Source organism: Chromobacterium sp. (genome assembly GCF_041912965.1).
Lineage (GTDB): Bacteria > Pseudomonadota > Gammaproteobacteria > Burkholderiales > Chromobacteriaceae > Chromobacterium > Chromobacterium aquaticum.
Genome location: NZ_JAYSGF010000009.1, coordinates 24,391 through 37,383, shown reverse-complemented (window position 1 = coordinate 37,383; position 12,993 = coordinate 24,391). Strand labels below are relative to the sequence as shown.

The 12,993-nt window shown below is 63.4% G+C and carries 12 protein-coding genes and 1 riboswitch; of the genes, 4 read left to right on the top strand and 8 right to left on the bottom strand.

What is annotated here, in order from left to right; all coding sequences use genetic code 11:
* Positions 1-267 precede the first annotated feature (267 nt).
* The 3 genes from ACE3QM_RS06685 to ACE3QM_RS06675 all read right to left on the bottom strand — a co-directional run bounded on the left by ACE3QM_RS06685 (position 268) and on the right by ACE3QM_RS06675 (position 3,000).
* Complete coding sequence (locus tag ACE3QM_RS06685) at positions 268-786, bottom strand: fimbrial protein (protein ID WP_048410197.1); 519 nt, start codon at positions 784-786, stop codon at positions 268-270.
* Positions 787-1,164: 378 nt separating this feature from the next.
* Positions 1,165-1,515, bottom strand: coding sequence for a hypothetical protein (locus tag ACE3QM_RS06680; RefSeq protein WP_374421088.1), 351 nt, complete (start codon positions 1,513-1,515; stop codon positions 1,165-1,167).
* A gap of 555 nt (positions 1,516-2,070) precedes the next feature.
* Positions 2,071-3,000, bottom strand: coding sequence for an N-acetylmuramoyl-L-alanine amidase (locus ACE3QM_RS06675; RefSeq protein WP_374421086.1), 930 nt, complete (start codon positions 2,998-3,000; stop codon positions 2,071-2,073).
* Between the two features lie 262 nt (positions 3,001-3,262).
* On the opposite strand from ACE3QM_RS06675, the gene ACE3QM_RS06670 reads away from it, so the two are divergent.
* Positions 3,263-3,598, top strand: a complete 336-nt coding sequence (locus ACE3QM_RS06670; protein WP_374421084.1) for a hypothetical protein — start codon at positions 3,263-3,265, stop codon at positions 3,596-3,598.
* A 244-nt stretch (positions 3,599-3,842) separates the two neighbouring features.
* The gene (gene motA, locus ACE3QM_RS06665) at positions 3,843-4,703 is read left to right on the top strand and encodes a flagellar motor stator protein MotA (protein ID WP_374421082.1); all 861 of its coding nucleotides are present in this window, start codon (positions 3,843-3,845) and stop codon (positions 4,701-4,703) included.
* Here the strand turns inward: motA and ACE3QM_RS06660 are convergent.
* The 4 genes from ACE3QM_RS06660 to ACE3QM_RS06645 are packed head-to-tail and all read right to left on the bottom strand — an operon-like array spanning position 4,687 to position 8,759.
* Complete coding sequence (locus tag ACE3QM_RS06660; RefSeq protein ID WP_374421080.1) at positions 4,687-5,655, bottom strand: ABC transporter ATP-binding protein; 969 nt, start codon at positions 5,653-5,655, stop codon at positions 4,687-4,689. The genes motA and ACE3QM_RS06660 overlap by 17 nt on opposite strands.
* Positions 5,648-7,201, bottom strand: a complete 1,554-nt coding sequence (locus ACE3QM_RS06655) for an ABC transporter permease (RefSeq protein WP_374421078.1) — start codon at positions 7,199-7,201, stop codon at positions 5,648-5,650. The genes ACE3QM_RS06660 and ACE3QM_RS06655 overlap by 8 nt, the downstream gene beginning before the upstream one ends.
* Positions 7,198-7,746 (bottom strand): GNAT family N-acetyltransferase, encoded by a 549-nt coding sequence (locus tag ACE3QM_RS06650; RefSeq protein ID WP_231461638.1) that lies wholly within the window; start codon positions 7,744-7,746, stop codon positions 7,198-7,200. The genes ACE3QM_RS06655 and ACE3QM_RS06650 overlap by 4 nt, the downstream gene beginning before the upstream one ends.
* Positions 7,746-8,759, bottom strand: a complete 1,014-nt coding sequence (locus tag ACE3QM_RS06645; RefSeq protein WP_374421075.1) for a thiamine ABC transporter substrate binding subunit — start codon at positions 8,757-8,759, stop codon at positions 7,746-7,748. The genes ACE3QM_RS06650 and ACE3QM_RS06645 overlap by 1 nt, the downstream gene beginning before the upstream one ends.
* Before the next feature lie 45 nt (positions 8,760-8,804).
* A riboswitch (TPP riboswitch) is annotated at positions 8,805-8,899 on the bottom strand.
* A gap of 152 nt (positions 8,900-9,051) precedes the next feature.
* On the opposite strand from ACE3QM_RS06645, the gene ACE3QM_RS06640 reads away from it, so the two are divergent.
* The gene (locus ACE3QM_RS06640; protein ID WP_374421197.1) at positions 9,052-10,563 is read left to right on the top strand and encodes a DUF1800 family protein; all 1,512 of its coding nucleotides are present in this window, start codon (positions 9,052-9,054) and stop codon (positions 10,561-10,563) included.
* An 11-nt stretch (positions 10,564-10,574) separates the two neighbouring features.
* Positions 10,575-11,756, top strand: coding sequence for a DUF1501 domain-containing protein (locus ACE3QM_RS06635; RefSeq protein WP_048410191.1), 1,182 nt, complete (start codon positions 10,575-10,577; stop codon positions 11,754-11,756).
* A gap of 50 nt (positions 11,757-11,806) precedes the next feature.
* Here ACE3QM_RS06635 and ACE3QM_RS06630 read toward each other — a convergent pair.
* Positions 11,807-12,993, bottom strand: a 1,187-nt coding sequence (locus tag ACE3QM_RS06630) for a calcium-binding protein (protein ID WP_374421073.1), incomplete at its 5' end; no start/stop codon positions are given.

The following is a 12,993-nucleotide window of genomic DNA, read 5'->3' as shown; positions in this document are numbered from 1 at the left end:
ATCCCTTGGATCTTAAGAAAAAGATGAAGCTCGGAAACGGCGCGCACGCCGCGATGGCAAAGGTCCTGCGCCACACGCGCTTTCGCCCATGCAGAGAAATGACCGCCATTGGAGATACGAGGTATCAGCCTCATGCCCTGGTTTGCAGACTACTCATTGCTGACAGCGGACAAACCAGGCCGGGAATCACTTATGGATTCAGACCGTCAGGGCACAAGGAAACAAAGACCGGAACATAGCGATGCTCCGTAATGGAACGCCTGCGGCTTACTTGTATTGCAGGTCGAATTCGGCATGACCATTCGCAGTACCCGCGCTAACGGTAGCGTCGCCGGCAGCGGAGCCGTCAGCTTCGTAAGCGGCGGTGAAACGCAGGGTGTTGGTGCCGTCAACCAGGTTGATCGGGCTGCCGTACTCGCCCAGTTTCAGCAGCGCGCCGGTGGAGTTCTGCAGACGCACGCCCACGCCCTTGGCGGTGCCGGTGGTGGCCATCAGTTCTTTGTTGCCAGCGGAGGCGCCAGCGAAGCGGACGGCAACGGTCTTCAGGGTGCCCAGTTCGCAATCGGTCAGCTTCATTTCAAAGTTTTGCGGAGCGGAACGGTCGCCCACTTTCTTGAACACGTGCACCGGCACTTTGCCCAGGTCAACCACCAGCTTGGAGCTTTGCGGATCCAGACCGCAAGCGGAAGTTACGATTTCGCCGTTAACGTCGAGAGTGCCAGCGGCAGCGAAAATAGAGGAAGCAGCAACAGCCATCAGGGAACCGGCAAAAACAAACTTTTTCATGACTTTTATAGACTCCAAACAAAGGTAATCATTCTCAAAACCGCATAGCAGCTTCGCATGCCGCGCAGCGGGCTATCCGCCAGTGCTGACGCGCAGAACTGGAACACGGACGCATAGTATCAAGCCGCCACATTGCGTAGATTTTTTTGTTTCATATTAAATTTTTACTTACAAATATGTACAAAAAGATACACATGGACTTTAAACAACTTGATAAATCAATAATGAATAATTGTTTTACTTCAGGGAGTTGTTAAGGTTTAAGCGATATTTGCAAGAAAACAACACTTTGAATGGAAAAAACCCACATGGACAATGCCATATGGGTTTCCGGATATTGTTTGAGCTAGCTCAGCACCGATACCGGCGCGGCTATGATCAGAAGTAGTTGACCAGCAACTTGACCGCGCCCGCGTGGGCTGTGGCGCCGCGCAACAACTCGCGGCTGCTGAACTGGTTCTCGCCTTTGCGCACGTTCAAGCTGGCGATCTGGGCTTGCTGCGCGCCGGCTTCGCTATCCAGCGTCAGCTTGGCTGGGCTGGCGCATTCCTTGAGTTCAAGCGCCGGCTTGGCTCGGGCCGTGTCGGCTCTGGCCAGTTCGTGGGTTTGAGCGCTGCAGCCACCTTCAACGATGGCACCGTAGAAGTACACCTCGCCGCCTTGGGCGAATGCAGCGGAAGAAAAAGCCGAAACCAAGGCAGCCAGTCCAAGTGCGTGCAGACGTTTCATGTTCGACCTTCCTTTCCAATCTCACTATTTTAAACAAATTACCAGTAAATTAAGGCTTGTTTAGTAACATCAACTGCCTTAATTGCATTCTAGTACATGCAGCATTTAAATTGGAAGCACTATTTGATAGTTTTTATTACAAATTAATTGGATTCAGAAGTAACAAATGCTTATTAATAAGAGCAAGTTTTAGAATAGATAATTGATAATATGGGGAAATCAGCTTCCAACTCTCAACACGGGATCAAGGACAGGCCTGATTTTGTTATGGCACAAACAAAACTAAAGCACAGGGAAAGCGAGGAAGAGGAGGAAGGCAAACCGAGCGCTCAGTCAACGGCTGCCCGCGGCCTCGCTGTAAATGCCAGCCCGCCCGAGACATGGCGGGTCTGTAGTAGAGATAGCCGCCGCGGTTTCAGGCGGCCCGGCCGAAAGCCCGTGATTCGAACACCGGCTTGGCTCAGTCCAAAGCCTTGCGAGCAAGCGCGAGGCAAAGCGACCAGACTTACTCGCCATATCGCGTCTCACGGCGCGCGGCAGACTTTGAACAGGTTTTTAGGGCGTCAACGGCCAGCTGTCACTGCCCTTGCCGTTGTCTTTCCTCGGCGCCGCGGCCGGCTGCTGTTCACGTGCCCGCCCCGGCCGCGACCGCTTGAAGTACTTCTCCAGCAAGGCGTCCAGGATTGCCGAGGTTTCCGCATCCGGCACGCCGTCATAGCGCGCAGGCCGGAAATGCATCTGGAAGGCCGCCACCACATCCTGGCTTTCTTTATCCAGCACCCCGGTTTGCGGCGCCTCATAACCATAGTCCAGCAAACGCTTTTGCAAATCGCGCACGTCGCCGCAATAGGGTGCCAGACGCCGGTAGTACTCAACCGCCTCGCGCTCCGGCCATGCGCCGATGTGATGCTCGCGATACAAGCGCTCCCATGGGAACAACGGCCCTGGATCCACCTTGCGGCCCGGCGACACGTCGGAATGGCCCACCACCTTGTGCGGCAGAATCTGATGCCGCGCGATGATGTCCGCCGCCAGTTGCGCCACCACGGCGATCTGCGCGGGCTCGAAGTCGAACCAGCGCCGCTGCATCAGGGGGAGATCATCTTGCTCCGGCGATGGATAACCCTGATTCACAATCTCGATGCCGATGGAGCTGGAGTTGATCAACCGGTCGCCTTGCCAATAGCTGCGTCCGGCATGCCAGGCGCGCCGCTCCTCCGGCACCAGCTGGTACACCGTGCCAGCCTCCAGCAATCCGCCATCCGGCACCAAGTAGTGCGCACTGGCGCCATGCTCGCCATTGGTCAGCTGTTCCAACGATGCGCCAGTCGGCAGCGCCGTATAGTGAAGCACCAGATTGCGCACTCGGGAATCCTGGCTCTCCGAACGCAGGCTGGCATCGATCCGATATTTCTTCACCACCGCGCCAGCGCTGGCGCAGCCGGTGCTCAAGGCGCCGACAGCCAAAGGCGCCAGTAGCGGCAAAATCCCAGTCCAAACCAAAACTTGTCTTCTACTGCTCATTTACATTGACCTCATCAAGACCATGTCCGGCGCAAGCCAATCTAGCCGCCGGCACCGCGGATAGAGCTTTTAACCCAATAAAGAGTTCCAATTACATAAAATGCATGATTGATGCCATATAATTAACATAAAATCCAAAAACATCAGCTGTAGCGGTCACGCAAGGCTTGCCAGGCCACTTATCCTGCTTTAGATTGCGCTGCGACCCATGGGAAACGTCCAGTTGCGATATTCGACATTCAGCCCCAGCGCCTGTCTGGCCTTGCTGCTGCTACTGATCTGGCAGGCTCTGCCGCTGGGCGCAGCCTCGGCCTATATAGACGGCGCGCCGCGCCGCGCGCCCGCCGTCTACGCCTTCAGCCAAGCACCCGCGCTGGCGGCGCACTCCGGCCACACCCATTGCGCGGGTGAATCATATGGCTGCGTCGAATGCCAGCCGCTGCCCAGCCGCGCCGCCGCGCTGCCCTGCGCGGCGGCTCGGTCCGGCTGGCCGGCCTTTAGCCCGTCGCAACCGCCCAAGATCGCATACCGTCCTCCACACCGGCCCCCTCGCGCCTGAACGCCGTCATACCGCATCACGGCCCGCAGTGTCGCACGCTCGGGCCAACGCATACGGTCTTTCAAGACCGGCCTGACCCTGCTTTAGAGGCTACTCAAGGTCTGCTGCGCTTCGTTGAGATGTGGCACGGAGAGTACCGGCATTCAGAATGTCCATGTACCACTTGTACATGCCGCTTCTTCAGCTGTTTTCGCCTTGTCTCGCTCTTGCTCGCGAGACTTTGAATAGGCACTTAGGAACCCTTATGAATGTAATCATTGGCTATGTCGTGGTGATCGGCATGATCTTCGGCGCTTTTATGATTCACGGCGGCGCCATCGGCGCCATTCTCTCCGCGATGCCCACCGAGATGATGGCCATTCTGGGCGGCGCGCTCGGGGCCTTCATCGTCGCCAACCAGACCAAGACCTTGAAAGCGGTGGCGCGCGCGCTGCCCGCTGCGTTCAAGGGCTCGCGCCACAGCAAGGCGCGCGCGCTGGATTTGCTCAGCTTGCTGTACGAACTGCAGGTCAAGGCGCGCAAGGAGGGCATGATGGCGCTGGAGGCCGATGTCGACACGCCGCAGCAAAGCCCTATCTTCAGCAAGTATCCGGCCATCGCCGATGACCACCACGCCCTGGCCTTCATCCGCGATTACCTGCGCATCATGGTCAGCGGCAATCTGAACGCCTTTGAAATCGAGAACCTGATGGATGTGGAACTGGACACTCATCATCAGGAGGGCATGGCGCCCATCGCCGCCATCCAGCGCCTGGGCGATGCGCTGCCGGCCTTCGGCATCGTCGCGGCGGTGCTGGGTGTGGTCAACACCATGGCTTCGGTCGGCGCGCCGCCGGCGGTGCTGGGCGGCATGATAGGCTCGGCCCTGGTTGGCACCTTCCTCGGCATCTTGCTGTCCTACGGCATGGTATCGCCGCTGGGCGCCCTGCTGGAGCAGAAACTGGATGAGGACAGCAAGGAACTGCAATGCATCAAGACCGTGCTCCTGGCCGGCATGCAGGGCTATCCGCCGCCCAGCGCCATCGAATTCGGCCGCAAAGTGCTGTACTCGACGGAGCGCCCGGAATTCGACGAACTGGAGCAGCGCATCAAGAGCCTGCGCTAGACTCCGCCGGCAGGGGAATCAGCGCCGCGGCGTCCACGCCCAGGCCGAAACGGCCGCCGACGCGCAGCTCCGCGCCCAGCGCCGCCGCCTCGCGCGCGGACAACACCAGGCTGAACACGCCGGCCTGGGCCCGCGCCCGCAATTCAACGCCATCGGCCAACTGCGTCAGCGCCTCTATCCGCGCCGGCGCTTGTTCCGGGCCCAGCAGCAGCGCGTGGCCCGGCACCACCGCGCGCTCCAGCACGTTCTGGTAGCCAATGAAGCGCGCCAGCCAGGCGCTGGCCGGCCGCGCCAGCAGCTGCGCCGGCGGCGCGCATTGCTCCACCCGCCCCTGGCGCAGCACCGCTACCCGCTGCGCCATCGCGAACGCCTCGTCCCGGTCATGGGTGACCAAGATGGCGGGCATGCCGGAATCAGCCAGCAATTGCGCGAATTCTTGCCGCAACTGAGCACGCAAATGCGCGTCCAGGCTGGAAAACGGTTCGTCCAGCAGCAGCAGCCGCGGTTGGGTGACCAAGGCGCGCGCCAAGGCCACCCGCTGCTGCTCGCCGCCGGACAGCGTCCATACCTTGCGGCGCTGATAGCCGGTCAGACCCAGGCGCTCCAGCATGGCCGTGGCGGCATCCGCCGCCGTCCGCCGCGGCGCGCCACGCTCGATCAGGCCGAACATCACATTGTTCAGCACATCCAAATGCGGAAACAACGCGAAATCCTGAAACATCAGCGCAAAGCCGCGCCGCTCCGGCGGCTGGCCGGTAATATCCTCGCCGTCGAAGCGGACGCTGCCGCCATCCAGCGGCAACAGGCCGGCGATGATTTTGAGCAGGGTGCTCTTGCCGCAGCCGGACGGCCCCAGCAAGGCCAGCGTCTCGCCGGCGGCCACTTCCAAAGACAGCTGATCCGCCGCCACCCGCGCGCCGAAACGCTTGTCTATCTGTCTGAGCTCAAGCACGCTCGTCTCCTTTCGCCAACTCTTCCGGCCGCTTCGCTCCGCTTTCGATCACGATGAAGGCCAGTGTCGCCAGCAGCATCAACAGGCCGGACAGCAGCATCGCCGCGTCGGCATTGGCCTGACCCGGCCGTCCCAGCTTCTGGTAAATCAAGGTGGTCAGCGTCAGCCATTCCGGCCGCGACAAGAACAGCGTCACCGCGAACTCGCCCACCGCGGTGGCGGCGGCGAAAGCCAGGCCACGCCGCAACGCGGGTTGCAACAAGGGCCAGATCACTCGCCTGAACGCGCGCCAGGGGCTGGCGCCCAGCGAACGCGCCGCCTGCGCCAGCTGCGCCGGCATCGCATCCAGCGCGGTTCCGGCCGCCTTGGCGACAAAGGGATAGGCCAGCAGCACATAGGCGGCCAGCAAGATCAGCAATTGCCCGCTCCATTGCGGATACAGCAGCAACAGGCCGAAAGCCACGCATACCGGCGACACCACGAAGGGCAGAAAGGCCATTGCCCGCAGCCATAGCCAACGCCCGGCGGCCAGCGCGTGGCACAGGCCCAGCACGCCGGACAGCAACACGGTCAGCGCAGTGAAGCGCGCCGAGTTGAACAAGGCCAGCCGCAGTTCCTCATCCCATAGATCGGCCAGGCCATCCAGCGCGGACAGCGCCTTCCACAATACCGCCAGCAGCGGCAGGCCGGCAAAAAGCAGCAGGATGGCCAGCGCCGCCGCCACCCAGGCGCGCTCGCTCCAAGCCCGTGCCGGCGCCGGCGGCAGCGGCTCGCTGCGCGCCGGCACGCCCAGACGCGCCTCCAGCCAGGCGTAGACGGCGGCGATGCCGCCGGCCACCAGCAGGCTGAGCAAGGCCAGCGCGCCGGCGTCCGCCAGGTTCAGTTCATACGCCACCAGCGTATAAATCTCGACTTCCACCGTGGCATAGCGCTGGCCGCCCAACAACAGGGCCAGGCCAAAGCCGGAGAAGCAATACAGGAAAATCAGACATAAATTGGGCAACAGCCAGGGCAGCGCCGCCGGCCACTCCACGCGCCAGAACGCGCGCCAGCGGCTGGCGCCCAGGCTGCGCGCCGCCGCCAGCCGGCTGGCCGGCACCTGGGAGAAACCGTCCACCGCCGCGCGCACCACCAGCGGCAGGTTGAAGAACAGATTGCCGTACAACAACAACCACGGTGTGTCCTGCAGATTCAGTCCGCTCAGGCCCTGCGGACCGAACAGCGCCAGCACGCCGACGCCGGCGACCAGGGTGGGCATCACGAAGGGCAGCATCAGCAGGCGCAGCGCCAGGCTGCGCCCGATGAAGTGAAAGCGCGCCAGCGCCCAGGCGGCCGGCACGCCGAACAACAGCGCCAGCAGGCAGGTGGCGGCGCCCTGCAAGATCGACCAAAGCATCCGCCATTGCAAATACGGGTCCAGCAGCAGCCCTGGTGACCACTGGCCGCCCTCCTGCAACAAGCGCGCCAGCGGCGCCAGTGAGAGCAAAAGCAAGAATAGCAAGGGGGGCGCCGCCAGCAGCAGGCGGCTCCGACGACTCAAGATCAAGACCGCGCGTCCTTCAATGGCCAGCAGGCGCTCAGGATGTCCTCGACCCCCTCCTCGTCCGCGCTCTGCCCCACCTTGGCGAAGCCCAGGCCAGCCGCCAGCGCCTGCGACGGCAGATTGTCCGGCGCGATCGACAGCACCAATCGCGTCGCGCCGGCTTGCGCCGCCCAGCCGCCCAGCGCCAGCACCGCCTCGCGCGCATAGCCCTGACGCCGGAAGTCCGGGTAAATCGTATAACCGAGCTCGACATCGCCATAAGCGCCCAGATAGGGATGACCGGGCAGCGAGTGGAAATTGGCATGCCCCACCATCACCCTGTCCTCGCGTCGCAACAAGGCCCGCACCGACCAAGGCGCATACGCCGGGTCCTGGGTGATATCGTCCAGCCGCAGCGCCATCAGCGCTTGTTCGTCCAACCATGCCGCCGCCGGCGGCGTGCCCAACAACTCGGCCGCCGCCGTCAGATCACCGGCCAGGCAATAACGCAGTACGCGCGGATCCAGGTGCCGCAGCAGCAAGCGCGGCGATTCAATATCGGCAATCATCAAGCGCCTTTCAACACAACTCGGGTCCAGCGCGCCACCCACTGGCGCGAACGTTCGGCAATCACCTTGCTGTCCGGCGTATCGTGCGCGGCAGGCTGCTCCGCGAAACGGTAGACCGGGTCCAAACTGACCTTGTCCATCACCGGATACATCCACATGGTGGTGGTCACATCCTTCTGCACCGCCTCGGAGCGCAGGAAGGCGATGAACTTCTCGCCCAACGCCGCTTCCTTGCCGCCCTTGACCAGGGCCGCGCCCTCCACCTGGCGGAACACCCCGCCCTTCAGCGGCAGATTGCCGGTGGGCGCGTCGTTCAACTTTTGCTTGCTGTAGAACACTTCGGCGGCCGGGCTGGTGGCATAGCTGACCACCAGCGGCCGACTGCCGCCGTTTTTGGAAAAGTCGGTGTAATAGGACTCGCTCCAGCCCTTGCTGACCTTGAGCCCGTTATCGCGCAAGCGGCCCCAGAAGGCGAAGGCCTTGTCCTCGCCCATCGCGGTGATGGTGGACAGCAGGAAGGCTAGACCAGGGCTGGACGTGGCCGGATTCTGCACCACCAGCAGGTTCTTGTAGGCCGGCTTGGTCAAATCCTCCAGCGTCTTGGGCAACGCCAGCTGGCGCTGGGCGAACCAGGCCTTGTCGTAATTGAGGGTGACATAGCCGTAGTCTATGCTCACCGCGCCGGGCAAGGCGGCCTTGCCGCCCTGGGCCAGCGCCGCCGGCACCGGCGCCAACACGCCAGCCTGCTGCGCCTTGCCGATCAGGCTGTTGTCGATGCCGAACACCACGTCGGCGATGGGATTGGCCTTGGTCAGAATCAGCTTGTTCAACATCTCGCCGGCATCGCCGGCCTTGATGATGGACACCTTGGCGCCGTTCTGCTTCTCGAACTCGGCCAGCAAGGGCTTGGACACGGTGAAAGAACTGTGCGACAGCACGCGCAGCTCGGCCGCCGACGCGGCCAGGCTGGATGCCGCCAGCGCGACGGCTATCAAAGAGGAAAAGCGCTTCATGGACATCTCCGTACACGATAGGACGGAGCAAGCGGAATGCGGACCCAGACCCGCGCATCACGCTCCCTCCGCTGGCATGACCCAGATCAGGTTGCAGGGTATTTTCTCAGCCCGCGCCGCGGGCACCCCTGGTGACAGCGCGCCAGTATACCGCAGCGGCCGCCCGCTGACAGCCAACAATCCTTAACAGAGTGGCTCCGCGCCTTAACACGCCGATGACATGCGCGTTCTAAGCTGAAGTCATCATTTTCGCCAATACTTGACCGCGGCGGGGAGAACAGGCGTGAAATTCATGTTGACGATGGACCGGCGGCGACGCACCGCCGCAGACTTCGGCGCAGCACACAAAGCCGGCCGCCGCGCCATGGCCGCCGGATGGCTGTTGGCGGCGCTGATCCTGCCTGCGCTGGCCCAGGCCGGCATTGGCGAAGCCGGCGCGCGCCACTTGCTGTCCCGCACCGGCTTCGGCGCCAACCCGGCGCAGATCGCCGTCTACGCGCCGCTGGACCGCGAGGCGGCGGTGGACCGCTTGTTGGCGGGCAGCCGCGCCGTCGCCGCCACGCCGCCGCCAAGCTGGGCCGGTGAGCCTTTCGAGCGCCCCGGCCAAGCCAATCTCAGCGAGGACGAGAAGAAAGCGTTGCAGAAACTGCGCGCCGAACACGCGGTGGAGCTACGCGGCTGGTGGTTGAACGAAATGCGCTACACCCCATCTCCGCTCAGCGAAAAAATGACCTTGTTCTGGCACAACCATTTCGTGTCCGCGCTGGACAAGGTGCGCTCGCCGCAAATGATGTATCAGCAGAACCTGTTGCTGCGCCGCTATGCGCTGGGCAATTTCGGCGAAATGCTGCACGCCGTCGCCCGCGACCCGGCGATGATGCGTTACCTGGACACCGCCAATAACCGCAAGGGCCAGCCCAATGAGAACTTCGCGCGCGAGGTGATGGAGCTGTTCACTCTGGGCGAAGGCCATTACAGCGAGCAGGACATCCGCGAAGCCGCGCGCGCCTTTACCGGCTGGGGCCTGGACCGCGACGACCATTTCGTCAATCGCCCCAAGCTGCACGACGACGGCGACAAGCTGATCTTCGGCCAGCGCGGCAACTTCGACGGCGACGCCGTGCTCGATCTGCTGCTGCAGCAACCGGCCACCGCCGAGTTCATCACCGCCAAGCTGTGGAAGGCCTTTGTCTCGCCCAAGCCCGACCCGGCCGCCGTCAAGCGGCTGGCCAGGAACTTCCGCAACAGCCGCTACGAGATCAAGCCCTTGCTGCGCGCCTTGCTGCTGAGCCCGCAGTTCTGGAGCAGCCAGGGCCAATTGGTGAAATCGCCGCTGGAGCTGACCATAGGCACCCTGGTCACCTTCGACCTCAGCCCGCAGGACTGGCGCGCGCTGGCCGGCCTCAACCGCCAACTGGGCCAGGATGTGTTCGCGCCGCCCAACGTCAAGGGCTGGCCCGGCGGCGAGGCCTGGATCAATAGCGCCACCTTGCTGAGCCGCAAGCAGTTCCTTGACCGCATCGCCCACGACGCCGCGCCGGCGCGCAACGCTTTTGCCTTGCCGGACGGCGGCATGGATGAAATGAAGGGCCGCGAGGCGCGCATCAACCGGCTGGTGGCCGCCGGCCTGCGCTCGCTCAAGCTGCAGCCGGACGAATGGAGCGCCATCTACCAGGTGCGCAGCGCCCAGGACTCCGCCAAGCTGCTGCTGGCGCTGCCGCCGGCCAACCCTTTGCCCGAGTCGCTCAGCGGCGCGCAAGCGATCGCTCCGCTGCTGCTGGACCCGGTTTACCAAGTCCATTGAGAGCTCCCGCCATGTTCCAACGACGCCAATTCCTCAAAGCCATGGCCGGCGGCCTGATGGTCTCGGTACTGCCCAATCTGAGCTGGGCGCTGGCGCCCGCCGGCTACCGCCGCCTGCTGGTGCTGATCGAGCTCAAGGGCGGCAACGACGGCCTCAACACCGTGGTACCCTACGCCAGCGCCGATTATTACCGGCTGCGCCCCGGCATCGCCATTCCCCGCGAACAGGTGATCCCGCTGAGCGAGCAAGTGGGCTTGCACCCGGCCATGACTAGCCTGCGTCCGCTGTGGCAGCAACAGGAACTGGCGGTGCTGCAGGGCGTCGGCTATCCCGACCCCAATCTATCCCATTTCCGTTCCATCGAAATCTGGGAAACCGCATCCAGTAGCCAGCAATACCTGAGCGAGGGCTGGCTGACCCGGCTGTTCCGTGAGCAGCCGACGCCTCACGACTTCGCCGCCGACGGCGTGGTGCTGTCCAGCCAGGTGCTGGGGCCGCTGGACGGCGGCGCGCGCGCAGTGGTGCTGACCAGCCCGCAGGACTTCGCGCGCCAGGCCAAGCTGGCGGCGGATCAGGGGCACGCCGGCACTGGCGGCGCGCTGGGCCACATTCTCAAGGTGGAGGGCGATATCCGTCAGGCCGCCGCCGAGCTGGGCCAGCCGGCCAAGCCGATAGCCGCGGCGGATTCGCCGATGGCGGCGCCCCGGCCGGCCGGCGCCTTCGCCCAAGCGGTGTCCACCCTGGCCGACACCCTGTCGCGCGGGGTGTCCATCGCCGTGGCCCGCATCACCCTGACCGGCTTCGACACCCACGGCAACCAGCCGCCCACCCAGGCGCGTCTGCTTGCCGAGCTGGCCGATGGCATCGCCTTATTGCGCACGCAATTGCAGCAACAGGGACGCTGGGACGACACCCTGGTGCTCAGCTACGCCGAGTTCGGCCGCCGCCCGCGCGAGAACGGCAACCGCGGCACCGACCACGGCACCGCCAACGTCCATTTCGCCAGCGGCGGGCGCGTGCGTGGCGGCCTGTACGGACAGAGTCCGCAACTGGCCGGCGTCAGCGACGGCAACCTGCCCTACGCGATAGACTTCCGCCAGGTCTACGCCACCGCCATTCAGAGCTGGTGGGGCAAGGACGCCCACAATGCGCTGGGTGGCCGCTTCACTCCCCTGCCCATTCTGAGGACATGAAAAAAGCCGGCCCCCAGGGGCCGGCCGTCTACTGCGCTCAACTCAGCGATTTACTTCCAACTGGACGCCAACACTGGCTGCAAAGCCGCCTGGTAGTTGTCCGGCAGGTTGATCTGGCCCGCTGTCGGCGGATTGAACGCCGCCATTGCGTTGACCAACGCCTGCACCTGGCTAGCCGCCAGCGCCTTGCCGTCGCCGGACTGGAGGGTCTCGATCTGGTTCGCCGCATTGCCGAACCAGTTGTTAATCGACACCTTGTCCTCAGTGCCGATCACGCTGACCTCCAGGCTGGCGCCCTGGCGCTTGAACCACAGTTGGTCGGCATTGACGCCTTGGCCGAACTTCAACACATCCTGGCCGCCAGCGTCGGTAATGCCGTCCTGGCCATCGCCGCGCTCGAACAGATAGGTGTCGTCACCGACGCCACCATCGAGCACGTCATTGCCGAGACCACCGCGCAAAGTGTCGTTGCCCGCTTCTCCGTACAGCCCATCGTCGCCCGCCCCGCCTTCCAGCAGGTCGTTGCCGTTGCCGCCATACAGCGAGTCGTTGCCGCCGTTGCCCTGGATCCAGTCATTGACGTTGCCGCCGCGCAGCGTGTCGCCCAGTTCGGAACCCACCAAAGGCACGCCCTGCTGCATCAACTGATCCGCCGTCCACTTCACGCCGCTAGCGAAGGTGATCTGCTCGATCCAATACACTCGATCGGCGAACCAGTCCTTCACCGTCACGCTGTCCTGGCCATTGACGTGGCGGAACACCATGTCGTTGCCGCTGCGCAGCACCTGGATATCGCTTTCCTTGATGTCGGCGCCAAAGCGCAGTTCATCGCGGTACTCCTCACGCGCAATATCCGCATCCGCCTTGTCGATGATGACATCCTGACCATCGCCCAGATTGAACAGATAGGTGTCACGCGCATAGCTGCCGGTCAGCGTGTCGTTGCCGCTGCCGCCTTCGAACACGTTGTCGTACCCTCTCCATCCGGCAAACAGCTGGTCGTTGCCGGCGCCACCACGCAAGGTATCACCCTCAACGCGCCAGTTACCGCCATCGCTACCGCCGTAGATCACGTCGTCGCCGTCACCGCCTTCCAGCAGATCCGCGCCATTGCCGCCGTACAGCGTGTCCTTGCCTGCGCCACCCCGCAGGGTATCGTTGCCTTCTTCGCCATACAGCCCGTCGTCGCCCGCCCCGCCTTCCAGCAGGTCGTTGCCGTTGCCGCCATACAGCGAGT

What these genes read in the sequence shown, in the direction of transcription:
- ACE3QM_RS06685 (WP_048410197.1), bottom strand. Translation starts at nt 786, where the DNA reads ATGAAAAAGTTTGTTTTTGCCGGTTCCCTGATGGCTGTTGCTGCTTCC.
- ACE3QM_RS06680 (WP_374421088.1), bottom strand. Translation starts at nt 1,515, where the DNA reads ATGAAACGTCTGCACGCACTTGGACTGGCTGCCTTGGTTTCGGCTTTT.
- motA (WP_374421082.1), top strand. Translation starts at nt 3,843, where the DNA reads ATGAATGTAATCATTGGCTATGTCGTGGTGATCGGCATGATCTTCGGC.
- ACE3QM_RS06650 (WP_231461638.1), bottom strand. Translation starts at nt 7,746, where the DNA reads ATGATTGCCGATATTGAATCGCCGCGCTTGCTGCTGCGGCACCTGGAT.
- ACE3QM_RS06645 (WP_374421075.1), bottom strand. Translation starts at nt 8,759, where the DNA reads ATGAAGCGCTTTTCCTCTTTGATAGCCGTCGCGCTGGCGGCATCCAGC.
- ACE3QM_RS06640 (WP_374421197.1), top strand. Translation starts at nt 9,052, where the DNA reads ATGTTGACGATGGACCGGCGGCGACGCACCGCCGCAGACTTCGGCGCA.
- ACE3QM_RS06635 (WP_048410191.1), top strand. Translation starts at nt 10,575, where the DNA reads ATGTTCCAACGACGCCAATTCCTCAAAGCCATGGCCGGCGGCCTGATG.